At 36.2% G+C, this 25,166-nt stretch carries 24 protein-coding genes; 1 reads left to right on the plus strand and 23 read right to left on the minus strand.

The annotated features are described in order from the left end of the window. Positions 1–59: 59 nt before the first annotated feature. The 8 genes from DXA18_RS15840 to DXA18_RS10480 all read right to left on the minus strand — a co-directional run bounded on the left by DXA18_RS15840 (position 60) and on the right by DXA18_RS10480 (position 10,570). On the minus strand, positions 60–206 hold the full coding sequence (locus DXA18_RS15840; protein WP_172677208.1) for a hypothetical protein: 147 nt from the start codon (positions 204–206) through the stop codon (positions 60–62). 94 nt (positions 207–300) lie between these two features. Then, a complete protein-coding gene (locus DXA18_RS10450) occupies positions 301–6,195 on the minus strand; it encodes a SpaA isopeptide-forming pilin-related protein (protein WP_118383838.1) in 5,895 nt (1,964 codons plus the stop codon). Between the two features lie 470 nt (positions 6,196–6,665). Then, positions 6,666–7,334, minus strand: coding sequence for an RNA polymerase sigma factor (locus DXA18_RS10455; protein WP_118383839.1), 669 nt, complete (start codon positions 7,332–7,334; stop codon positions 6,666–6,668). A 486-nt stretch (positions 7,335–7,820) separates the two neighbouring features. Then, positions 7,821–7,997 (minus strand): hypothetical protein, encoded by a 177-nt coding sequence (locus DXA18_RS15660; RefSeq protein ID WP_155961773.1) that lies wholly within the window; start codon positions 7,995–7,997, stop codon positions 7,821–7,823. Between the two features lie 105 nt (positions 7,998–8,102). Further along, positions 8,103–9,068 (minus strand): hypothetical protein, encoded by a 966-nt coding sequence (locus DXA18_RS10465; RefSeq protein ID WP_118383841.1) that lies wholly within the window; start codon positions 9,066–9,068, stop codon positions 8,103–8,105. Then, a complete protein-coding gene (locus DXA18_RS10470; protein WP_118383842.1) occupies positions 9,065–9,322 on the minus strand; it encodes a hypothetical protein in 258 nt (85 codons plus the stop codon). Before DXA18_RS10470 ends, DXA18_RS10465 begins: the two co-directional genes overlap by 4 nt. A 161-nt stretch (positions 9,323–9,483) precedes the next feature. After that, entirely contained in the window at positions 9,484–9,819 is a 336-nt protein-coding gene (locus DXA18_RS10475; protein ID WP_029730825.1) for a helix-turn-helix transcriptional regulator, read from the minus strand. Between the two features lie 571 nt (positions 9,820–10,390). Next, positions 10,391–10,570 carry a hypothetical protein gene (locus DXA18_RS10480; protein WP_117636421.1) on the minus strand — a complete coding sequence of 60 codons (180 nt, stop codon included), beginning with the start codon at positions 10,568–10,570 and terminating at the stop codon, positions 10,391–10,393. Between the two features lie 581 nt (positions 10,571–11,151). On the opposite strand from DXA18_RS10480, the gene DXA18_RS10485 reads away from it, so the two are divergent. After that, a complete protein-coding gene (locus DXA18_RS10485) occupies positions 11,152–12,159 on the plus strand; it encodes a helix-turn-helix domain-containing protein (protein WP_117636420.1) in 1,008 nt (335 codons plus the stop codon). On the opposite strand, the gene DXA18_RS10490 is transcribed toward DXA18_RS10485, so the two are convergent. The 15 genes from DXA18_RS10490 to DXA18_RS10555 form a co-directional block, all read right to left on the minus strand. Further along, positions 12,067–12,705 carry a VanZ family protein gene (locus DXA18_RS10490; protein ID WP_118383843.1) on the minus strand — a complete coding sequence of 213 codons (639 nt, stop codon included), beginning with the start codon at positions 12,703–12,705 and terminating at the stop codon, positions 12,067–12,069. The two genes, DXA18_RS10485 and DXA18_RS10490, sit on opposite strands and share 93 nt — an antisense overlap. Continuing rightward, a complete protein-coding gene (locus tag DXA18_RS10495) occupies positions 12,674–13,405 on the minus strand; it encodes a helix-turn-helix domain-containing protein (RefSeq protein ID WP_117636418.1) in 732 nt (243 codons plus the stop codon). The genes DXA18_RS10490 and DXA18_RS10495 overlap by 32 nt, the downstream gene beginning before the upstream one ends. Beyond that, entirely contained in the window at positions 13,374–13,640 is a 267-nt protein-coding gene (locus DXA18_RS10500; protein ID WP_158567121.1) for a hypothetical protein, read from the minus strand. The genes DXA18_RS10495 and DXA18_RS10500 overlap by 32 nt, the downstream gene beginning before the upstream one ends. Before the next feature lie 134 nt (positions 13,641–13,774). Continuing rightward, on the minus strand, positions 13,775–15,643 hold the full coding sequence (glmS, locus tag DXA18_RS10505) for a glutamine--fructose-6-phosphate transaminase (isomerizing) (protein WP_117636416.1): 1,869 nt from the start codon (positions 15,641–15,643) through the stop codon (positions 13,775–13,777). 34 nt (positions 15,644–15,677) lie between these two features. After that, the gene (locus DXA18_RS10510; protein WP_055282561.1) at positions 15,678–16,046 is read right to left on the minus strand and encodes a hypothetical protein; all 369 of its coding nucleotides are present in this window, start codon (positions 16,044–16,046) and stop codon (positions 15,678–15,680) included. Between the two features lie 55 nt (positions 16,047–16,101). Next, positions 16,102–16,278 carry a hypothetical protein gene (locus DXA18_RS15665; RefSeq protein WP_158567122.1) on the minus strand — a complete coding sequence of 59 codons (177 nt, stop codon included), beginning with the start codon at positions 16,276–16,278 and terminating at the stop codon, positions 16,102–16,104. A 27-nt stretch (positions 16,279–16,305) separates the two neighbouring features. Further along, positions 16,306–17,544, minus strand: a complete 1,239-nt coding sequence (locus DXA18_RS10515) for a nucleotide sugar dehydrogenase (RefSeq protein ID WP_117636414.1) — start codon at positions 17,542–17,544, stop codon at positions 16,306–16,308. A 42-nt stretch (positions 17,545–17,586) separates the two neighbouring features. Then, positions 17,587–18,729 (minus strand): UDP-N-acetylglucosamine 2-epimerase, encoded by a 1,143-nt coding sequence (gene neuC / locus DXA18_RS10520; protein WP_117636413.1) that lies wholly within the window; start codon positions 18,727–18,729, stop codon positions 17,587–17,589. 12 nt (positions 18,730–18,741) lie between these two features. Continuing rightward, on the minus strand, positions 18,742–19,422 hold the full coding sequence (locus tag DXA18_RS10525; protein WP_055282569.1) for an acylneuraminate cytidylyltransferase family protein: 681 nt from the start codon (positions 19,420–19,422) through the stop codon (positions 18,742–18,744). After that, complete coding sequence (neuB, locus tag DXA18_RS10530) at positions 19,415–20,446, minus strand: N-acetylneuraminate synthase (protein WP_117636412.1); 1,032 nt, start codon at positions 20,444–20,446, stop codon at positions 19,415–19,417. The genes DXA18_RS10525 and neuB overlap by 8 nt, the downstream gene beginning before the upstream one ends. A gap of 2 nt (positions 20,447–20,448) precedes the next feature. After that, positions 20,449–21,069: an acetyltransferase gene (locus tag DXA18_RS10535; protein WP_117636411.1), complete on the minus strand. Its 621-nt coding sequence runs from the start codon at positions 21,067–21,069 to the stop codon at positions 20,449–20,451. Between the two features lie 156 nt (positions 21,070–21,225). Further along, a complete protein-coding gene (locus DXA18_RS10540) occupies positions 21,226–22,077 on the minus strand; it encodes a hypothetical protein (protein ID WP_118383845.1) in 852 nt (283 codons plus the stop codon). 1 nt (position 22,078) lies between these two features. Beyond that, entirely contained in the window at positions 22,079–23,215 is a 1,137-nt protein-coding gene (locus tag DXA18_RS10545) for a Coenzyme F420 hydrogenase/dehydrogenase, beta subunit C-terminal domain (RefSeq protein WP_117636409.1), read from the minus strand. Position 23,216: 1 nt separating this feature from the next. Continuing rightward, positions 23,217–24,017 carry a DUF2334 domain-containing protein gene (locus DXA18_RS10550; RefSeq protein WP_117636408.1) on the minus strand — a complete coding sequence of 267 codons (801 nt, stop codon included), beginning with the start codon at positions 24,015–24,017 and terminating at the stop codon, positions 23,217–23,219. A gap of 3 nt (positions 24,018–24,020) precedes the next feature. Next, positions 24,021–25,160, minus strand: a complete 1,140-nt coding sequence (locus DXA18_RS10555) for a polysaccharide pyruvyl transferase family protein (protein WP_055282580.1) — start codon at positions 25,158–25,160, stop codon at positions 24,021–24,023. Positions 25,161–25,166: the final 6 nt, after the last annotated feature.

Genomic DNA, 25,166 nt, shown 5'->3' on the forward strand with positions numbered 1-25,166 from the left:
TTTTCTTTTCATTCCAGAAATAACAATATTCACAGGATTTCGGCTTGTCCTCTGCATATCTAATCGCCATCGCTTTCTGACTCCTTTCTCCTGCTCAGTTTTTCCAACATCTGATCTTCCTGTGATGCTACTCTCAGACAGCAATACATCACAAAATTAACTGCTGCAATAATTGCTACAACCGCTATAATTAATACCTGTTTCATAATACATTCTCCCTTCATTTTTCCTAGTATTAACCAGAAAGAGAGCATTTATGAATCTTTTTCGTCCATAAATGCCCTCTTAACTAACTGATTTTTATTTCTTCTTTCTTGCCACCCATACCGCTGACACTACACCTGCCATACCTGCTACTGCAAGCAGAATCCAAAGCAGCATATGTGTATCATCTCCGGTTTTCGGTGTATCTGTTACCTGTGTAGATGGTGTTTCCGGTGTTGATGTTTCTTCCGGTTTTACCTCATCTTTCATCACAACTTTCTGAATCTCCCCGGTATCTTCCACTGTGAACTTCACGTCCTCAGCTATCAGATAACCATTAGGGGCAGATTCTTCCCGAAGTGTATACTCCCCAATCGGAAGCATTTCAATGTAATGCGGTTTCTCCTCAGAAGTCCAACTCTCTACCGTTTTACCGTCTTTGTCGAGAATTGTCAGTTTTGCGCCCGGCAGTTCCTTACCGGAAATATCCGTCTTGGAGATCTCTACCTTGGTAACATCGTCTTTCATCTCGATTTTCTGTGCTTCTACGGTATCTTCAACGGTAAATGTAATGCTTTCCGCTGTCACAAAACCATCTGCTGGTTTTGTTTCTGTCAGGGTATACTTCTGTCCGACTACCAGTTCTTTGATGATATGAGCTTCTTTACCGGAAATCCAGGAATCTACAACCTTACCGCTTTCATCAGTTACCTGTAACTTGGCACCTTCCAGCTCTTTTCCATCTGTCAGGGAAGTCTTGGTAATCTCAATTACTGTCGGTTCATCCTCAAAAGTAAATGAATAAAATACTTTTTCCTTTTCCGCACCTTCGTACTCAAATGTAAACTCCTGTGTTTCATCTGTCGTTGCAAATCCAGGTGCCGGGGAAGTTTCCTTGATATAATACTCAAAACCAATCGGTAAATCTGCTGTAAAAGTCAGTTTTCCTTCTTTATCCGTTGCCAGTTCTTCAATCACAGTATCCGCTTCCAGAATAACTTTTCCGTCTGCTCCTGTAATATCATTCTTGGCACAAAGGGCAAATACTGCACCTTCCAGTACACGATCCGAATCTTTCTCTTTTTTCACAACTTCCACTTCCGCTTTCTGGCGATTGTTCTGCCAGTCAGCAGAGTAAGTGACTTCTGCAGTATCCTGATCACGATATGTCAGGTCAATCTCTCTTGCCTCATTATCCAGTACAAAACCATCCACTGTAGCTTTTTCTTTGACATAATATTTGCCAAGAGGAAGTCCGGATAACTTTGCAATGCCGGTATCATCCGTTGTAATGGTTGCTACCAGTTCATCTTTTTTATAATAATCTTCACTTTCCCCGTCAGCAGATTTCACGTCCTCTAAAGCAAATACTTCAAAGGTAACATCTTTCAGACTGCCTGTTACATACTGGAATAAATGGCTGATCCATCCTCCAACAGAATCCAATGCCGTTACTTTATCCAGAAACTCTCCATTTTTATTGATGATGATCGTTCCTGTCGGCACATCATCTTTCATTTCCACTTTCTGGATTTCCCCAGTATCCTCAATCGTAAAAGTGACCTCTTCTGCCTTGAGGTATCCATAAGGAGCTATTTCTTCCCTGAGAGTATAGGTTTCCCCTACAGTAAGCCGTTCAATCATATGCTGCTCACCTTTTACAGACTTCCATGTATCAACTACATTTCCATCTTTGTCCAGTACCGTAAGAGTCGCACCAGATAATTCCACGCCAGTAGTCAGGTCAGACTTGGAAACCACAACTTTTGTAGGCTGATTTTTAAGTACAGAAGATAACTGCACGACCTTAACCTCCTGTCCCTGGTACTCTGCCTTTACTTCCAGAACTTCATCTGAAAATACATAGCCATTCGGTGCTGCCAGTTCTTTGATATAATACTCTCCAAATGGCAGATCCTGTGTAAATACAGCCTTTCCATCTTCTCCGGAAACAGCTTTTCCAAGAAGTGAGCCTGCTTTCACAATCACAGTTCCATGAGCTTCTATGTCATTCTTCGCATAAAGTCCAAATTCTGCCCCTGCAACTGCTTTTTCTGTATCAGCATCCTGTTTTTCCACCGAAATTTCTACCTTCTGGCGTTCATTCTCAAAAGTAGCTGTCTGCTCAATGACAGGTGTTTCCTGATCTTTGTAAGTAAAAGTGACTGTCTGTGCTTCGCTGTTTAAAACAAATCCTGTTGGCGCAGACGTTTCCACAATCTTATAACTTCCAAGTGGAAGATTCTTCAGGACCGCTTTTCCCTCTTTATCGGTTGTAACAGTTTTTACAAGTGTTCCGGCTGCATATTCCAGAATACGGTTTCCATTGTCATCTTTCTGGAAATCAGCGGTATAAATATCCTCCGCAGCATAAATGGCAAACTCTGCTCCTTCCAGATTTTCTGTCTGATATGTAAAATCATCCTTGAATCCGTCCAGAACTTCGCCCTTTTTCACGATAGTCAGTTCTCCCTTAACTGGATGGTTCTCATAAATTGCTTCAATGATCACATCCCCGGAAGTTCCATCCATCTGATATGCAGTATTAGAATCAACTGTTACCTCATAATAATTTTTATTCAATGTGTAACCGAACGGGGCATTCACTTCCTCAATACGGTAATTTCCGATTTTCAGATTCTGCGGAAGAATCAAATATCCCTGCTCATCTGTAAAATAAGATTTGTGCTTAACCGTTGTCGGATAGGTTGTAACCTGCTCCACATACTTCTTATGATCCAGGTCATAAATCTTAAACTCTGTATTTTTCTGTAATACTGGTTTCTTAGTTTCATCATCCTGTTTGATGATTTTCAGCTTTGCTTCAAACTCATCATCCAGAAGTACTCTCCACGTCTGTGGCTGGTTCGGATTATTCTCTGTGATACGCACTGTAAAATCATCTACCGGAGTATAATTGTGAGGAGTTGTAGTTTCACGCACAATATAAGTTCCATATGGAAGTGCGATACTGCAAGCATAACCCTTTTCGTCTGTGAACATTTCTGTTGCACCATTTTCCCCGATCACAACTGGTGTTGCAGAAGCAAACTCATAGTTTCCGTCTGCTTTCTTTGTCAGGGAAGATTCCAGATATGCCGTAAATCCGGCACCTTTCAGCAGATCAGCGTCTGTTTTTCCATTATTGGCTGCTTTGATGATCTGGAACGGCTGTTTCATTACCTGCTCCAGTGAAGTGCAGTCACGTTTAACCTCTGCTACCAGATCGCCTTCATAATTGCAGACCAGATCATGTTCTGTTTCGTCTGCCAGATAACCCACTGACGGACTAATCTCTTTCACATAGTAATCTCCAAGATACAAGCCATCTACAGAAGCCTGTCCATTCTTATCTGTTGTAAGAGTAGCAACCTGCTCCCCGGCTTTATAGATCACACCGGTAATACCGTCCGGATGAACAATATCATTACGAGCGTACAGTCCATAAACTGCTTTTTCCAGTGTCGCATCTCCCTGTGCAACCGCCTGTTTTGTTTCCGCATCTCTCTTTTCCAGAGAAATCTTTGCTTTGACTCTCTCATTTACAAATGTATGAGTGAATGAAACTTTTGGCTCACTGTCACTGGTATATGAGAACTTAAATGTATAAACATCTTTAGAATTTCTCAAATATCCCTGTGGTGCCTGTTCCTCTTTGACTACATAAGAAAATCCAATCGGAAGATCTGCGTTAAATGCCGCTTTTCCATCTGCTCCTGTCGTTAATTTTTCAATCAATGTGCCTTTCTTCACTACTACATTTCCGTCTGCGTTGGCAATATCACTGCCAGCATACAGGGCAAACACACCTCCAGATAACGGATTTTCGGTATCCTTGTCTTTCTTTACAACACTCACATCTGCCTTCTGTCTGTCATTTGTGAATGTCACATCAGAAAAGACTACTTCCACATTCTGTCCAGCATAGGAAAGTGTAACTGTCTTTTCCTCTCCAGCATTATAAAAGTTCTCCGGTGCCTGCATTTCTTTGACAACATAAGTTCCAAGATGCAGATTTTTCAGGATACAAGCACCGTTTTCGTCTGTCGAAAGGTTTTCTTTCACAAGATCGCCTTTGCTGTAAATCTTCGCACCATAGGCAGAGATAATATCTTCTCCTGCATATACATTATAAACAGCACCTTTCTGACGTCTGTTTTCATACTGGAATACTGTACCATTCTCGCTGACATCTGCCCCTGCAAGAACCTGTCCTTCTTTATATACAGTCAGTTCGCCAAGCTGCTCTTTATCCGGTACCGTTGTTGTCGTGGTCTTACTTGCTACCAGCTTCACATTGTAAGCGGTTGTATTTACCACATAACCTTTCGGTGCTGTGATTTCTTTCAGATATACCGTATCCTGTGTTTTTACAATCGTTGCAGAAGATTTGCCATTGCTGTCTGTTTCCGGCATTGTAGTAATCAGATTTTTGCAATCTGCATCACTGTAAATACCAAATACGGCTCCTGCAAGGTTTACATCTGCTGCTGAATCTTTCTTCATAACTTCTACAGTTGCAAGTTCAATCCAGGATACTTTAAAATCCACGTATTTTTCATCATCCACGCCTTCACCAAACACCAATGCCAGATCCTGATTTCCAGATCCTGTAGAAATCTTATAAGCTGAATAATCTTTAGTAATGCTTCCTTTCATTGTTGTAGACCAACTCTCTGCCACATCACTTACCTGTGTCAGTGGTGCTGATAGATAAAACTTCGTACCACCGCAGATTTCAACATTTGCTCCAGCTTTGCTTGTTTTTCCTGTTGACAGGTTATGAAGTTTTACACCTGCAGGGAGTTTCATAGTAATTGTCTGTAATGCATCTGCCTTAAATGTTATATCCTTTGTTCTCTGACTGTTACCCTCTACATAGGCTTTTACGTTTGCATCTGAAAAAGACATTGCCACTGATGGAATATCCGGTTGAGAAACGCAATAATTATAAAGTTTCTTTGCAAGATTCTGTGCAGTGCTGTTTGCACCTGAAAAAGCGTCTCCACTACCATTTGCATAAGATGCTGCAAGGTGTACCAGAATAAATCTGGCTCCGGCACTTAAATTGCCGTATCCATTCTCTTCTGTGAAAAATCCATCATCTCCAGAAGCTTTTGTGCCATAATAACATACCTTAGCAAGTGCTTTTCCATCTCCCACCTTATTAATTGTATAAGTTCCACTTCCTGGTCCTGGTTTTGATGGCTGTACACAGTATGCTGTGGCAGATACATTACCAAATTTCACAGTATACTGATAAGTAAGGTAACTACCATATCCATAATCTGCGTAACGATACATGGTTCCCCTTGTAACAGAAACCTGCTGTGAACTTCTTGCATTTCCTGCAGAAGCCATAAAGGTTACGGTTTCTCCTGCATCCATTGCATACAGATCAATTCCATTTGTCTCTGCCTGTTCCAGCACTTCAGGCACCGTAAGTTCAGTTTTCGTATCAACTGTGTTTTCCCGGTGCGACTCTGAATCGTCATCACTCTGCTCTGTATCTCCAGTGCCACTATCATCGTCCACTGTAATTTCAGAAGAACTCTCTGACTGCATTTCTGTTTCAGGTTCTTTTACAGTGATATTTCTGCTGATTCTGTAAGATGGATGACCACTTACCGGCTCTACCGCATATACTGCCTTGTAGGTGTCCGGTGTATGTGTATCGAAATCAGCTCCGGATTCATTTTTTGCTTCATGGAACATGATTTTTATTTTACTCTCATCCACTCCGTCAATACCGGACAGATCTACTTCCACTTCAAATTCCTGTCCATAGGCAAGTTCAATGTCATTTGCTGCTACAATTTCATCTGGATCAAGCGAATCCTGTACCTCTTTTAATTCCGGATACTGCTGCTCAAACGGTATTTCTTCCGGTTCTAATTCCGATGCTGAAACAGCTACCGGCTGAACGATTACAGATGCTAATGTAGCAACTGCCATGACTCCTGATAAGAATCTTTTGAACTTCATTTTCATTTTGACTTAATCCTCTCTTTCTTCACTTATCATCGTTTTTCTTTTCAGCAGGTCTGTACCTGCACTATTCAATCATTGGAACCACCTCCCGATGTTTTTGTTACTGATACCTGTACATTTCTGAAAAGATAACAGCACATGCATATGGCGGCACCTGCACTAAGCGAAGCACCGCCACATGGTATCTGCTGTCATCTCCAATAAATGGAAATAACAGTTTTAATAAGGATCAAGCATTTAAGCCGCAAGAGGCCGTTCCTTGTAAAAGTGCCTTTCAGCCGTTTCTCTTTCACGTTCTCTCCGAATCCTGGCCGCTGATTATTATGCGTAGCTGAGTTTCCGGGTATCCCCTCTTGCTATCTATATGAAATTGTCAAGGTACAAGTCCGGGCTTTTTCTTTTTGAAGAATTAACCCTTCACCTATAAAGCTCGGCATAGGGTGTTTACCAACCCCCTTTTGCAAACTTTTTTATTTTTTTCTCAGTTTCTTTTTCTCATTACTTTCTGCGAGTTCTTCTAAACTGGCTCTCAGCTTGGCAACTGCCTTATTTCTCATGTTGTTGACTGCTGCTGAACTGATTCCATGAATATCGGCGTATTCCTGATAAGTCTGTTTCTCAAAATAAAGGGCATAAATAAGTTCCTTCTGCTTATCCGTCAGCATATCCATCATGTTTTCTGTCATCATTTGCTGAACAATCATTTCCTCCATGTCCGGTGCCACACTCTCTCCAAGCTGCATTTCTTCCATAGCAGAAGATAAAGAAATACAGCGTTTCTGATTGCAGCTATCCAGATTGATGCTCAGGCGATCTTCTCCTCGAAGAACAAAACGCAGATACCACTCAGCCTCTTCAAAGTAAGATTCCGTCAGATTACATCCATATCCATTTCCAGCCACAGAAGAATAGCGATAACCGGAAATATCTTCGATAGGAAATACTGTTACCCGATTCTGTGCCTGATAGACCACATATCCGTTCTTATAAACAGTGATCGTGACTACGCCTACCTCGTTCTTAATAATCTTCTGAACAACAACCGGGTATTTCCCCTCCCGTAAACTTTTACAGCTCGGTTTCTTTTCGCCTTTCTTTGGAGATTCCACCATTTCTTTCAGTTTTCTAAGTGTCAGCATGACAACCGCCTTTCTGCCTTTCGGCTCCGGGCTGTCAGCAGATAAAAAAGCAGCAAAAAAAGACTCCGATCTGCCCGGTTTTTTTTATACCGAGCGACTTGCGAAGCCTCTCCTTGCTGCTTTATGTATCAATCAGCTATACAGGGCACTCCCTGCACGCAGATTAATCAGCGTTCATGTTTTCATTTTCTACCGTAGTGTTTTCAGCTTTATCAGACTTTTCATCCAACAGGAAACTAAAATCTCCCATTGCGTCATAGGCTGATGTGTGATAAATTCCAGATATTCTTCTCGGCTCATATTTTATTGCCTCCTCTCTTTTGATGATTATATTTTACCGAATCAACTCGCCTACCTCAGTACCACATACTGACCAATTTTTTCTAAAACAGTCCATATATGAACCTCAACATACAAAAAGCCTGAATAATTTGATGAACACGCATCAAATTACTCAGGCTCCGCTTAGCCCTATCGTCTGCCACTTCAGACAATAGCCTTTGTTTTTTTCACTTCATATACAATCCAGTTTCCATCTCGATCTTGCTTTACCTCCGCATTATTACCCTTTGCAGATATTCGCTTCAGCTTACTCAAGAGTTTCTGTTCTCTTTCAGCTTCCGACTTATTTCTATCGTAAATTTCCGCATTGCTATATGCCATATTCCAAATCTCCTTTCCTTATTGACTATGGCGTTATTATATAGCTAAACCGCTCCATTCACAATCCATCTTGCCAGACACTAATAAAATATAATCTGTCCAGCCTTAAAGCATTCCATATTCTTGTTTCTTTTCTACTGCATCTTTAATGTCCATTATTTCCTTTAAAGTCTGCTCATCCAATGTAAGATTCCCTGATTGTTCAAGTTTACACAAAATTTCTTGCTTTTCTTCCATACTTGCATCTTCTGTAAATCTGACTAATCTTTCATACTGTTCTGGTGTCATATCACTTTCATTTGATACCAACTGTGTCCTTGCAATTTTATCAATCGAATCTAATATCTTTTTCTCCAAATGATCATTCTCGTCGAACAAAGCTCTTGCTTTTCTTCGAATATATTTGTATCTTTTTAAATTTGATATGTTTTCTTCAACTTCCTGTAACCATAGTGTCAATTCGTTTCCTGGCATTGCCGTAATATCATACATTTTACTAGCAGCATATAAAGTAGGATAAAATATTTCCTCTTCCTCAGATATATATTCGTACTCTTTTCCTTCCAATAAGTTGGAAATTACATCAATTAATATATCCTGAAGCTGTTTATGCTTAAATAACCCTGTTTTGTTCTTAGCGTCCTGTTTTTCCTGTTCTGTTTTAGCAAATTCCTGTTTAATCAAGTTTATTCTGGCATTCCACTCATTCATCCACTTTCTGATAGCAACCAACCGGTCTAAAGTTTCTAACATCAACTGATATTGAATAGTATCATCTGAGTCCTGCATTGTAGCAAACATACCACGAACTTCATTATTTATTTTCTCTGTTAGAATATCCTCCAACCTTGCATTTAGAAACTGTGGTGCTGATTTTACCTGTTTCTTTATATCTTCATCCAAATATATTTCAACATTCTCTGCAAGCTGAGCTCGCAGACGCTGTTTCACGTCAATTCCCGCTTTGGGTTTCCCCTTTGCACCAAAAAAATCTGTATCGAACATTGCAACTAATAATTCCTGTATTTCCGGTTGAATAATATAAACATCTGTTCCGTCTACTGTTTTCATAAATTTCGAGGTGTTATTTTCCCGTCACTCATTTTGCATAATTTTTCGATATATCTTTTGATTGTCTTATCACTTATAAAATCTCCCGCTGCTTTACATTCACCTAAATATATTCCAAATTGCTCCGCTGTCATTGGTTCTTTTGCAAACATCCTCTTTATATCTGTGAAACTTTTAGAGCTTTTCTTTGTTTCAACAGTGTTCTCGCATTCTTCGTTACGCACCTGCTTAGTATAATCACTTGTTCTTCCCATTTTTAACATACCCTCCGTTAGTATCTATTTTATTATTCATTATCGTTCATGAATCAAACATACAACAATTTTATATAATTTTCTCATCTAATAAAAGCTCCTTTATTGTCTTTTTCAAAAAAATAAAGGTCATTGACTTATTACTCTAAGTTCAATAACCTTTAATCATCAGACATTGCATCCAACATTGCTAGAATTGCTTTTATCGCCTTATTCATTTTCTTTTTATCCATGCTTAACAACTTTCGTACTATTTGCCAAATCCCAGAATCTTTACATAAATGTTCCTGCGGCACCACAGAGTTTAAGTCGGTTTTCAAACATTTTGCAATTCTGACCAGTGTATCTAAACGAGGGTTTCCATCGCCAGCCTCTAACCGTTTGTAAGTTGACTCTCCTACCTCCGCATCTAAAGCAACCTTCTGTGTTGTAAGATTTAATTCATTTCTCCGTTCCCTTAATTGATTCCCAAAGATATTCTTTTCTTCATCTGTCAAACCGACTCACCTCCCTCTTGCGGACATAAAAACGCCTGATGATATGGTTGTTGTCCTTTAATAAACATCCCATATTCATCAGGCGTAGGTGATTATAGACTAATTCTATATCCCGATTTGCTCAGTATGAATTTCTTGTCTATGCATTTTTACTTTAACGATTGATCTGCACTTTGGGCATTTTATCTGTATGTTTCCCTCTGTATGTAAATCAATGTCAAATAATCTTTTGTTTTTGCATGTTGGGCACGCAACTGGTATAATGTCAACTTTTTGCATATTAGCCTCCTTCAGCAGAAAGCCAGCTAAAGGGAAAGTCAAAGCCGACCAAGTTTTCCAACAACAATAGATTGTTTAGCATTTCCAAGGTAGCGATGCTTATATTATACGAACATATGTTCTTTTTGTCAAATATTATGTTTATATTTTTCATCTGTTTCATCTGTTTTTTCATTTGTCATCCACTTCTTTTGTGGCAAAAAATAAGCCGAAGCAAAATGGCATACCCATACCATTCTGCTCCGGCTTATCTCGCATTGCGGATAGCTCTTGTCCGAGCGATTATCCTTCTTTATTCAATTACTACTTTTCTACCACTCTGTTTAATAATGATGCACTTACAGTTTTCTCCGTAAAATGCTGCAATCATTTCTTTCATGGTGTAGACATCAAATCTGTTTCCTCCACCTTTTACAGAAAAGGCGGGCTGTCCGTCTACCCAAACTTTGTCCCCTACTCGTACATTATACATTCTCGTCCTTAATTCATTTTTACCTCTCAAAGCTGTATACCTCTACTTACACTGACAGTGTACTTTCTCCATGTTTCTGTTATAGTATTGCTGATTTTTTAACGCTTTCATTGGATTTTTGTCCTACACCTCCTTGTGATTTTTTCAATAAAGTGCTTGACATCCAATGTTTTCTGAAGTAAAATGAATAATGTCATGTTCACATTGCCTATATATTATCACTTTAATGTGGTATAGTCATAGATAATGGCTCATGTCAGGATGAGATTCTGGTACAATCTCATAAATCAGAATAGTTGGTTAATAAAACAACTTTATTGATTTTCCAGTTATTGCAGAGACTTTCCCTAAAGGGGAAGTCTCTTTTTTGATTATACTCCCATATGTAATAAATGTCAATATTGCTTAAAGTTTTTGTAAAATCTTTCTTTATTTCCGTCACATTTACTTATTTTTTGATATTTGGTTACACCATTTTATTAATATTTTAATACGCCTATTATTTTAATGATTGACAGTGTAACGCATTAATTCTATAATAGAACTGAAACAGAATTACATAATAAAGTGAGGGATTGTCGATGAATAATCAAGAATATGTAAAAAAAATTGTTTCTTATATCCGTTCATACATGGAACAGAATAACATCACTCAGAAAAAACTAGAATCTTTGTGTAAAGAAAAAGACGCTGCGGTATCTCAGGGTACTATTTCAAATATTTTTGCCAAACCCTCCTCAGCACGTCTTTCTACTTTAATCAATATATGTGACGGACTGGATATTAGCCTTTCCTCTCTCATGAAGAATATTGAGCTTTCACAAAAACTACCAGATCCTTCCTCTAACCTGATGATTTATGACACTTCTGATCCCTCATATAGAGGCTATTTCAAAAAATACTTTATCTATTTTTTAAGTACAGATGAAAAAAATAACGGCGAACTTGTTTATGGTGAACTTGATTTCAAAAACCGTAATGCTCCATCTCCATGTGAAGCATCACTGGAACTCTATACTGGCGAGCCTGATCCAGACACAAACATATCACGCACTAAATCATACACCGGAGATATGGTAATCTCACGAGTCGGATGCATATATTGCAATTTAGTTTCTTACGAGTACGGAGATATATGGACGCTTGCCTTTAATCATCTTCAGCTTAACATCCATTCATTTATCGGAGCCATAGGGTGCGGCATCACTTCAGCTTCTGGAAGTAAGCGTTTTCCTACTATACATAAGGTCTTCCTTAGTTCTACGGAACTCAGTGAAGAACAGCAGCGTTATGTCAGTGGATTGCTTCGATTATATCGTGATGAAATTACAATTTCTAAGAAACAGTTAAATGCTTTTATGAATCATTCCGGTTTAGACCTAAAATTCAAAAGTAATATTGAGCGAGCTTTGACAACACCAGAAACGTTCTATAATATACCCATCAATATGATTCAACCACCTGTTCCAAATGAAAAATACGCGCAAGAACTATCTTTACTGTTGCAATACTCTTCTATGCCATGCAACGATAAAATTACCAAAGATGAAACAGATCTCGCACCATGCATCATAAGTCCCGGCAAATAGCAACCGGGGCTTATTTATTTTTCTCCATACATTCATTATATAATTCGTTACCATGCTGCCAAGCATACATCCCAGTCCATTATGAATCATATCGTCCCATTCAAATAAACCACGCATAAAAATCAACTGACTGAACTCTATTATTGCTGATACCAATATTCCTACAGCCAGAGCCTGATACCACTTCACTTTATGATTTGCAATTATGGGAAGCAGGACTCCGGCAGGTAATAACAATATGCAATTCAGCAAATTCTCTTTTAATAACGTCCAATCATGGTAGCGAATAATATCTCTCCATGACCAGAATGGTACTAATTCATACTGACGAATAGTTCCCGTCCTGGTAAATACAGTTGATCCAAATACAATTCCCAGGAACACCACCAACGCCAATACTGCTGCTGCCTGAATTATATTCAACTTCTTTCTATGTACACACACTGCCATCGCTGTACATACCAGTATCAATACTCCTGTAAAAGCCAATATTTCATATCTTGACCATTGCTTATTATATGTTGTCCATATCTGGTAAATGTCCATTCAATTTCCTTTCTGTATCAATCAATCCAAATCTCAAGAACATCGGATACAAATAACTGGCACCGAATACTCCTAATTTTTTCGGTCCGCTTATATTTTCGTTCTTCTCTAACGTCGCTTTTAAAGCAACTTTCACACTACTTCTCGTTATAGATTTTTTCTTTCGATTAATCTGTATTTCATTTCCGTTTACGGCATATCGAAATCGTAATCCTTTTACCGTTGTAAAGGAATATCCTGAAAAAATTTCAATCGTACTCCACAAATAATTTTCCACACATTCTAAGGAAGCCCCCTTACATATCTGTAATTGCTCAACAGCTTGCTTTCTTTTTCTATACATTCTACAACGTTCTGCGTAAAGACTAAGTTCATCTACATTATAGATCATTTTGGTATATGGCAGATAGGAATGTACAGATGACTTGCTCAAACCAGTTGCCTTCATTATTTCTGTAATACTCATTCCCTGCTCTCGCATTAAGTTAATCTGCTCACTGTTCTCAGTATGATATACGCCTGCAGTAATCAATATTTTTCGTGTTTTCATCAATGTAATGCCAAACTCTTCTGATACTTGCCTTAACGAAATACCTGATCCATCAGCCACTCCCGAAGTATATGCCTCTACAATACAATTCTGGAACTGTTCCATTATTCTGTTCTGATCATACCCTGGTTTCTTTTTTGTTCTTCCCATTTTTCTTTACACCACTGCCATGATTGCTTTTATTTCTATTTTTCTCTCTTTTATATTCATCCCATGCATCCACTGCCTCTATCCCTGCCATCCATAGCACCAAGGTATCCGCCCGAAGCGTTACCCCTAAATGCTTCAGCATAAACGGTTCCGGCAAGAGCGAAAGCAAGAAAATCATAAATAGCATATATGTTTTAAATAATTTGACAATATCCCTCCGCATACGTTTTCTCAAAAAACAATATCCCAAAACATAAAATATAATCACACCTGCTTTAAGCCATACCTTCATACTTTCTCCTTTTTCGTGTCAATCCAATCATATTATACTGATACTCTGGCAACCACCAGTGCCAGAGTATTCATATCTTATTCTACAGTAACGCTTTTTGCCAGATTTCTAGGTTTGTCTACATCTAACCCTTTAGCCACGCTGACATAATACCCCATTAGCTGCAACGGAACAACTGCCAGACTTCCTACGAAGTGTTCATCTATCTTCGGAACGTAAACTGCAAAATTTACCTGATCTTCAATCTCGTATTTTCCATATGTTGTCAATCCCATCAAATACGCACCACGACTCTTGCACTCCAACATATTACTGATGGTTTTCTCGTAAAGATCACTCTGTGTCAATACACCAATTACTAACGTTCCTGGCTCGATCAGACTGATCGTACCATGCTTTAATTCCCCGGCTGCGTATGCTTCAGAATGAATATAAGAAATTTCTTTCAGCTTTAAACTGCCTTCCAGAGAAATTGCATAATCAATTCCTCTGCCCACAAAAAACACATCATGAGCATTCGCATATTTCGCAGCAAACCATTGAAGTCTTTCTTTATCCTGCAGGATTTTCTGAATCTTATCCGGAATTGTCAATAACTCAGTAATGTAATTGCCATACTGCTCTTCTGTAATGGTATTTCTAACTCTAGCAAATTGAACAGCAAGACAATACATTGCTACAAGTTGGGCGCTGTAAGCCTTTGTCGTTGCCACTGATATTTCCGGACCAGCAAGAGTATAAAATACTTTATCTGCCTCACGAGCAATACTGCTGCCAACAACATTTACGATTGCCAGAGTTGTTATACCTTTTTCCTTTGCCAAACGCAAAGCTGCTAAAGTATCCGCTGTTTCCCCTGACTGGCTGATAACAATAACCAACGAGTTTTTATTTATTGGCATTTTTCTGTATCTAAATTCAGATGCAAGATCCACTCTTACAGGAACATCCACCAAATCCTCAATCACATACTGTGCTGCCATTCCAACATGCCAAGCTGAACCACATGCAACAATATATATCTGTTCAAATTTCTGAATTTCCTCTTCTGTAATCTCAACTGATGATAAATCAATACCATTATTTTTTATGACAGAACTTAAAGTATCCTGAACTGCTTTCGGCTGTTCATGGATCTCTTTCATCATAAAGTGTTCAAATCCTGCTTTTTCTGCTGCTTCAGCATCCCACTTAATTTCTGTTGTCTGCTTTTCAATCTCATCCCCATCAAGGTTAAAGAAATGAGCTTCTCCAGGTGTCAATCTGGCAAATTCCAGATTACCAATGTAATAAACATTTCTTGTATATTTCAGAATAGCCGGGACATCAGAAGCTACATAGGTTTCTCCGTCTGCCACTCCTATAATCATTGGACTGTCTTTTCTTGCTACCCAAATTTCTCCCGGATAATCTTTGAACATAAGTTCCAGGGCATAGGAACCACGCACACGAACCATCGTTTTTGCAATCGCATCAATCGGTCCGAGATTATACTTCTTATAATAATAGTCCACTAGTTTAATTACTACCTCTGTGTCAGTCTGACTGTAAAAAGTATAACCATGCTTTAATAATTTTTCTTTAAGTTCTGTATAATTTTCAATAATACCATTGTGTACGCCAACTACTTCTGATTCTACTTCTCCAGAACCTGATCTTGTACAATTTCCAGATACATGCGGATGTGCATTAATCTGACTTGGCTCTCCATGTGTTGCCCAACGTGTATGTCCGATTCCACATGTTCCTATCAGTGCTTTTCCTTCATCTGTTTTTTCAATCAGATTGCCTAATCTTCCCTTGGCTTTAACCACCTGTGCCAAACGCTCCCCATCTCGCACAGCGATTCCAGCCGAATCGTACCCTCGGTACTCTAATTTAGACAGACCATTTAATAAAATAGGTGCTGCCTGCTGTGTTCCAGTAAAACCAACTATTCCACACATTTCAATCTCCCCATTCTTATCATTGTATTCTCTATTATTCTAACAATCTATTCTTTATTTTTTTTGCAGGTGTTCCTGCAATAATAATATTGGACTCTTCAAAATTTTTTGTCACAACAGAATTAGCCCCTATAATATTGTTGTTTCCTATTTTGACATCTCCACATACTACTGCATTTGTAAATAATGTAACATGATTTCCAAGTCTTGGTTCTCTTTCGCCACCACCATTTGATACAATTGCAGAATTTACAAATAGCCTTGCATCTTCACCAACATCTCCATTAGTTATAATAGAGCCTAAGTGAACTATACATAACCCCTTTCCACAACTGTTCAATCTAACTTTCATACCATATTTAAATCTTAATCTATTTAATTTGACCAAGCTCAAATAGTACATCCATTTTTTCCCAGTATTAAGGTAATATTCCGTTTTTCTAAGTCTTTTTTGATACTTAAAAATAGCATCGTTTTCCGTTAGCGGAAATACCCCCCCCCACTAATGTTCTCTTTGGATATTTCGCACCTTCATATTTAATCCATTCTTTCAAATCCAATGCAGAACTAATTATCTCATGTTCCCATACGGTTGAAGTATCTCTTGCGTATGTTTCATTCATTTCTATGTTCATTATTTACTTCCTCCATACAAAATAGTATCAATCCCGTCTATATAAATCCCTTGTATATACTTTATCTTTCACATCATCTAAACAATCATTATATCTATTTGCAATGATTGCCTGACTCTGCTCCTTAAATTTATCCAAATCATTCACAACCTTACTTCCAAAGAAAGTGCTTCCATCTTCCAATGTTGGCTCATAAATAATAACAGATGCTCCTTTAGCCTTGATTCTCTTCATAACTCCCTGTATAGAAGACTGGCGGAAATTATCTGAATTTGATTTCATAGTAAGACGATATACACCAATCACAACCTCTTTTTCCATAGAAGCATCATAAGTATTTTCATCTTCATAAGCATAATACCCTGCCTTCTGTAAAACACGATCTGCTATGAAATCTTTCCTGGTTCTATTTGATTCAACAATAGCAGACATCATATTCTGTGGAACATCTTCATAATTAGCCAAAAGCTGCTTAGTATCCTTTGGTAAGCAATAACCACCATATCCAAATGACGGATTATTATAATGTGATCCAATTCTTGGATCAAGACACACACCGTTAATGATCTGTTGTGTGTTCAATCCTTTCATTTCGGCATATGTGTCAAGCTCATTAAAATATGATACTCTGAGAGCCAGATATGTATTAGCAAATAACTTCACTGCTTCCGCTTCTGTAAATCCCATAATCAAAGTATCAATATTCTCTTTAATAGCACCTTCCTGTAATAATCCGGCAAATGTATTCGCAGCCTTTACAAGTCTAGCATTTTGAATATCCGTTCCCACAATAATTCTTGACGGATATAGATTATCGTACAATGCCTTAGATTCACGCAAAAACTCAGGGCTAAAAATAATATTGTCACAATGAAATTTTTCTCTAATACTTGCTGTATATCCTACTGGAATTGTCGATTTTATAACCATAATCGCATCTGGATTATATTCAATAACCAACTTGATCACAGCTTCTACTGCTGATGTATCAAAGAAATTTTTCTTACTGTCATAGTTTGTGGGAGCAGCAATAACTACAAAGTCCGCATCTTTATACGCTGATTTTGCATCTAATGTTGCCGTTAAATGCAATTTCTTCTCTGACAGATATTTTTCAATATATTCATCCTGAATTGGAGATTTTTTTTGGTTTATTAATTCTACTTTTTCTGGAATAATATCTACTGCCATCACTTCATGGTGTTGCGATAACAAAGTAGCTATGGATAATCCCACATATCCAGTTCCTGCAACTGCAATTTTCATATTCGCATACCTCCTGCTTTACACTTCTGTTTCTACTGAATTTTAGACTATATCATAAAATTCCTTTAAAATGGACGTTCCATTTTCTAAAATTTCTTTTGTCTTTTTATAATAATTTTCTGCAGTATTTTCTACATAATACGGATTAATTATTTTTTCATTTTTCCCGGTAATCTCTTTCATTGCCTGACCGATCATACTACTGTCGCAAGTGACATCAATAACACTGTTACCATGTACTCGTCCTCTTTGTCTATCTCCAATATTAATTGTATACCTTCCTAATGACGGTGTTTCAATAATTCCAGATGAAGAATTTCCTATTAATGCCACAGAATTTTTTACTAAATATAAAAACGAATCTACATTCAAGTTTTCATAATAATACGCATTTTCATGTTCATCCACATAATTGAGCCATGAAGAACGTATGATATCAGATTTTGTATCTGCATTCGTCCCCATAAAAATAACACTCATTCCATTCATATTTTCCTGCAATGCAGTCAATACTTCTTTCACCTGATCTTCCATTTTCACATCAGTTAGTGTTTCGGGATGAAAAGCTACAACCCAATATTTTTGTGGAATAAGTTCTTTTACTTTTTCAATTACTTTCTCTTCATCTATCTTGCAACAATTTTCTGCCCCTAATGCCCCAAGATAAAATACTCTTTTAGGATCTTCTCCCAACTGTATTACACGTTTTCTATATTCTTCTGTACTGGTAAAATGATACTGACTCATTTTGGTAATAGAATGACGTATAAATTCATCATAATTGCCATATGTAACTTCCCCACCATGTAAATGCAAAATTGGGATTCTTTGCATAGCTGCTGCAATCGCAACCGCCATCATTTCATATCTATCTCCAAGTATAATTAATAAATCAAATTTATTATTTTCAAAATAATTTCCAAAACAATCTAAAGCTGTTGCCATGCAATGCATCACATTCGCATTACTGTCATTCTCTATATTTAGCGGAATCTCCAAATCGATTTTAAATCCATCCTGTCGTATTATATCTACAGAGTGACCAAACTTATCTTCCAAATGTGAGCCTGTAACCAATACTGAAAACTCTATAGCTTTGTCATTATCTAATAATCTTAAAAAATTTTTTACTATTCCATAATCTGCTCTTGAACCAGTCGCATACGCTACTCTATACTTTCCCATACTAACCTTCTTTTACTGATTTATAATAGTTTCGGCAATTTTAAAATCAAGTTCTGTATCTATATCTATACTGCGCTCTGCCGGCATTTTATATGCGTAACAATCTTCTCTATACAGATTTGTATTTTCCAAAAAAGCCTTCACATCTGCCATATAAATTGCCCCATTTATCCTATAAAACGTTTCTAATTTCTGTCTTTGTTTATTACTGTCTGCCCGCAAAAATCCGGATAACGAATTATTTTCTGGTAAAGTATTACTCCACAATGGCGAATGCTCCATTTCACAAACTGATACAACCGCTATTGCATCTTTCTCTTTAAATAATTCATAAGCTTTTTTTATATCTTCGTACTTTCGCAATGGAGATGTTGGCTGTAAAAGCGTAAATGTATCAAATACAATTCCCATCTCCTGATATTTTTTCAATACTTCTTTTACAACATCCCATGATGACGCTACATCTGATGCATTTTCTTCTGATCGATAAAAAGGTACTTCTGCTCCATATTGTATTGCAATCTCGCCATATCTTTCAGAATCCGTAGAAACCAATATGTGTGAATAAATCTCTGATTTCTTCGCTGCTTCTATGCTATATGCAATTAAAGGTTTTCCATTTAATAATTTTATATTTTTATCTTTCAAGCCTTTCGAACCGCTTCTTGCAGGTATTATTGCTAAATTATTCATCTTCTCTATTCACTCCTTTACAAGAAATCAATTCATCTATTTCAAAATCTTTTTCAGCTTCTTTCCCCAACACCTCATACCAATGAATCGGAGAAATTCCATTTCCTGGTCTTTTACAAGTGATATTCTCTTCGGAAAACATTTCACCTCTCATGATTTTTCTTTTTGCTACAATAGATTTTCTTGCAACGAATATATTGCTTCGTTCAGATTCAGTCACTTCTTTCGTTTCATTTCCAAGCATAATTTCAGCTTTATGCACACCTACACACAATTCTTTTAGTTCTTCTGGTGTAATAGACGCTTTATGATCAGGTCCTGGCATAGCTTTATCTAAAGTAAAATGTTTTTCGATAAATTTAGCTCCCAATCCAACCGCCACAAGAGAAGCAACAATTCCTTCTGAATGATCTGAAAGTCCGATTTTCCAATCTGGTGCTAATTCTTGAAGCTTATTCATGGCAAGCAAATTCATATCTTCCGGCTCTGTTGGATATTGTGTATTACAGTGTAATACCGTAAAACTTGTGTCTTTACTTTGTTGCAAAACATTTATTGCATATTTAACTTCATCAATCGTAGACATTCCTGTTGATAGAATTACTTGTTTATTTTGACATTCAATTGCTGCTACCCTCTGTAAATAAGGAAGATTTGTAATCTCTCCTGATGGTACTTTCCATATATTCTGACCGATTTTTTGCAAAAATGAAAAAGATTCAAAATCAAATGGCGTAGAAAAAATCTGAATATCTAAAGTAGAAGCATACTGTACCAATTCCAAATATTCAGTTTCCGTTAATGCCAATTTTTTTAACATATCTAGCTGTGAACCATTTCCATCATTTTTTTTCTGATATTCGGCTTTAGGGGCATATCTTGAAACAAGATTTTCTGGCACAAAACTTTGGAATTTAACTGCATCTGCTCCAGCTTCTTTCGCTTTTTTCATCATTGTTTTTGCCAATTCAACACTTCCATTATGATTGCAGCCAATCTCTGCAACAATTTGAATATCACTCATTTCTAATCTCTCCTCTTTATAACTCTAGCAGGTACACCTACTACAGTTACTTTCTCCGGTATATCTTTAATAATCACACTACCTGAACCAATAATTGCATTGGAACCGATTTTCAATTGACCGTTACACACAGATGAACTGCCCAAAAAAACACTATTTCCTACAATTACATTTCCATTTATAACAGAATTTGTTGATAAATGATTGTGATCACCCACTTTACACTCGTGTTCAATCAAAGCCTTTGTATTTATAACATTATTATTTCCTATCTCTGCATCAGCATTTATTACTGCCATTTTACCTACAAAATTCCCTATTCCCATTTTTGCACTGGCCGATATAATTGCTGAAGAATCAATAATATTGATTATGTTCAATCTTCGTTCTCTAATTCTGTCAAACCATAACTTACGGTATCCAACATCTCCAATAGAAACAAAATAACTATATTTTTCACAATTTAGAATATCTTCAAGTCCCGTACCCAAGATTGGTAATCCCATATGCATACCTTTTTTGTTGCTATCTATGAATCCACATAATTCATATTCTGATTTATTAATTGAATCTGCAACTGACTTTGCATGTCCACCAGCTCCTATTAAAATCAGTTTTTTCATCTAAAATCACCTCAAGTCTATTTTCTAAGATACTCTCTCAATTTATTCCAATTTTTTATACCTATTTTAACAAATGATGACACTATTCTTTTATTCATTTTTTACATATGTACATGTGGCTATCAATATAAACTTTTCCATTTAATCCACTCACTTTTATTCTATAAAATCGTTCTTTACTTTATCAAAAATTTCCTTACCCTCAAGACAAGATTGTGAAAAATAAATTTGTGAAACAAATTCCATACCATATCTCATTTCCAAAATATTTTTTATATCTCTTATCCTTTTTGATACAGCTTTACTATCCTCAATCATGTATTCTGGTTCATCTAACGTAAACTGTATAAGTTTTCCTGCTTGATTAAGCTTTATGCCCCCCACGAATAATGGACTCTGTAATCTATATCTGTGTACACTTTTTATATTAACCATTAAATCCAATTCGGATAATTTTTCATTTTCAGGCACAATACAACAAAAAGTATCTCCCGTTTCAATTAACCATTCTTGTATTTGTAAATATGCATTATAGACTTTTTTCAAAAAATCTGCCGATATTTTCTTTTGTAAATACCAATCCAAATTACCTGGATTTTTGCTTTTTCTCTTCAAAACTCGAACATTTATTTTATGTTGATCTGTATATAAATTCATCCCCATTCTATGATTACCATCGAGAAGCCTCATATCCTTATCTACTATAAATAAAGAATTCGGATCATATCCTTTGCTTTGATATGATGTAATTAATTTTGAGAAAGCCATGTTCCCATCTTCCTCCCGATGTTTATTACCATATGCTGCCCTACTAACCGTATTTTGCCATACAAATGTTTGTTTATTATATTCCACATAATCCTTTATATCCAAATACCTCGTAGTAGCTAGAAACTGATTATGTTCTACATTTCTTCTTAAATTCATTATATCTCCAATAGAAGCACTACATGACTGAGCTGTTCTACTATCATATAAATCTACCAACATCTTTTTTATACTAAACATTTTAATTTTCTCCTCCCAATACTTTCCATTTTATACGATTCAAAATAGTTGGTTTTGCATACTTTTCTGTCCAGAAATGAATATTCGCATCTGATTTTTCTAACTTCTTTTCAAAACTCTTCTGAAAAGTATTTCGTGGCGCTGGTAATATAATTCTTGGATTATTACGAATTATTTCTTGGCTATCTACATTTCTAATTAAAAAGTATTTTTCTACTTCATTAAAAATTTTTTTTCCTTTTTCAGTCAACACTAATACTGCCGAACACCCAAGACTATCTGTAAATTCGGGACATACTTTTTCCATTCCCCACGCATCTCCTATCAATAGATCACTCATAATATTCTGTCCCTTATATTCGCAACTCAAACATCTATTTCTTTCAAACAAACCATCTGTAAAGCATTTCAAAAAGTAACCATCATTTTTTCTAAACGTTATATGTTCAGTTCCATTCTTAAATTGAAACTTCAATCCATAATTTAAGCATCCTTTTGTTTTATCTCTCATAGACACTTTAATAATTGAACTTTCACTCATTCTTTCCTCTTCAGCTAAATATTTTTTCCATATTTTACGTTCTATAGATCCATGACATACAACTGCCAGCGTAATTAATTTATCACTTTTAACACACTTTTTTACTGCTGCAACTTGACATGGGACTCCTGAAAAAAGTACTATTTTTCCCTTTTCTACAATCTGCTTGATTTTCACTATGCAATCATTTAAGTCACTTTTCACATATTTTGATCCCATCATTTTTTTGCAAATTTCTATCTCATTAGAAACAATATGTTTGGGCATAAACTTGTCATCATATATACAACCACAAACATATCCGTCCATTTCTAATACTTTTTGTGCTATTTGAAAAAAAACACCGCCTGACGAACTTACTTTTCTGATTTCATTGTTTTTGTTTTTAACTATATATCCCTCAATACAATTCAGTTCTTCTATATCTTCAGGTTTATTCAATTCAATACATACTCTTTCACATCTATTGCAATTAATACACTTTTGCAAATCAATTTCTGGATGTATGTTTTCATCAAATGATATTGCTTTGGTTGGACAAGCTTCTGCACATGCTGAACAAGAGTAACATTTTTCTTTAAAATCAAAATTTATCATATTATTTAAAACACTCACTTAAAGGAACTATTTCTGCACCATCTTTAATTACATAATTATATATTTGTTTAATTAACTTTTTCGCTTTTTCATCTGTATTTAATTGCCAATAATGAGTATATATAACAAATGGCACTTTTCTTGCTTTGCAAATATGGTACTCATAAATCAGCCGTTCATAATTATCTATTGTATATGCATTCAGTTCTTTATGCTTTCCATAGTTCATAATACCTGGATACTGTACTTTTTTTACTATCCTAAATCCCCAACGAATTATAAAATTATATATATATCTTAAATTTACTTTTCTATCTCTCACCCCAATAATGCCAGAGTAATTCATTTGAAGATCTTCTAATACTGAAATAGCTTTTTTATCAATACTATTATTAGGTGCAACAAATACTGATATATTCATACCTAACAATTTCTCTAAATGTTTTTTTCCTTTCGGTATTTCCTCTTTTAATTGACTACTACTTTTCCATTTCATTTCAGCAAGCCATTTGTTTTCACTTAGCTGATATTCATGTGAATAGCCATGTAACAATATATCAACTTTTCCCTGTTTATATTTTTTCTTTAAATATTCTAATAATTCTGTATTTTCAGCTATATCATAATATCCCATTCCAATTTCTTTTCCATATGGAAACACATCATCTCTATGAACTGGAACCGTATACGGCACAACTGAAAGAGATACACAATCATCCTCATTTAAAAAATCATATGCTCTTTGTAAATCTTTAGGTTTTGTAAAATATGATGTATCATCATCCCGAATAGCAACTTTCATTTTTTATCCTTTCGTCATCTCGAATAACATGTTTTCTAAATACTCAATCGAATCCCTTCTCTGTTCCTCCAAAATCGGAATCACATTTTTGTAATCTATAGAAATATCTTCTGCAGTCAAATTATCCATATTATGAATTATTCTATTTGATAATCCAAAGATATTTAAAGCACTATATAATCTGGAATTTTCAGATGATTCCTCTGAATCACTGCTTTTACAAAAAGAGAAAAAATTTCTTTGGAAATTTATCGAAAACATAGTTCCATGAAATGAATCTGTACAAATTAAAGCAGCCCCTCTTATCAATGATAAAAATTCTTTAGGACCTCCCCATACTTTTTTATAATCATTATTTTCCATTTCTAAATATGCTGCCGGAAGACTTATTATTTTCCAATTTGTTAATTTTTGTATCTTTTCTACAGCCCTTCTATGTTCTGATTTTTCTCCCAAAAAATAAACCAAAATATATGGCTCTTTAGGTATCTCAAACTCGCAATATTTTCCCCACTCTTTAGCAGATAATAACAATGTTGGATCTAATACACATTTAACTTCTTTTTGTGTAATACGGCTTAACAATTGCGCTCCATCCTGCTCTCTGCATGATAAAAAGGAAAAATTAGATAATTTTTTTCTATATTCCTTTTCTTTCTCGTCAGATAATGATTTTACCGCTAAGCTCGGACCATAACTGCCTTTTTTCGATTTGTTTTCAACAAATGGTAAAAAAAATGCTTCCGGCGAGTTCGCAACAAAAGGATTCCAAGTCTGGTCACTACCTACTACATATCCATCATATACTGGTGGATTTTCCATTAACTGCTGTGTGGTTGTATATTTCTTTTTTCCTACATGCAAATATGTTTTATAAAACTGTTCAAATAATTCATTCTTTTCCTTTATTTTTTCTCTCGAATCAGCCAACGCTCGATATTTTTTTCTTTCTTTAATATACACTGGCATTCTTTTTATTCTTAATTTAAGCATTTCATATCTTGATAGAGAATTATCTTGTTTAAAATCTATTAACTCTGCCTGATAGCCTAGTTGTTCTACCTTTTCCTGCAAGGCAAGAGCCTGCAGCATTGTACCGTAATTATAATAATGATGATATGTAATTATTCCTATTGTTTTCATAATTTA

The organism is Dorea sp. AM58-8, from assembly GCF_003464045.1.
In the GTDB taxonomy this organism is placed as follows: domain Bacteria; phylum Bacillota; class Clostridia; order Lachnospirales; family Lachnospiraceae; genus Claveliimonas; species Claveliimonas ammoniilytica.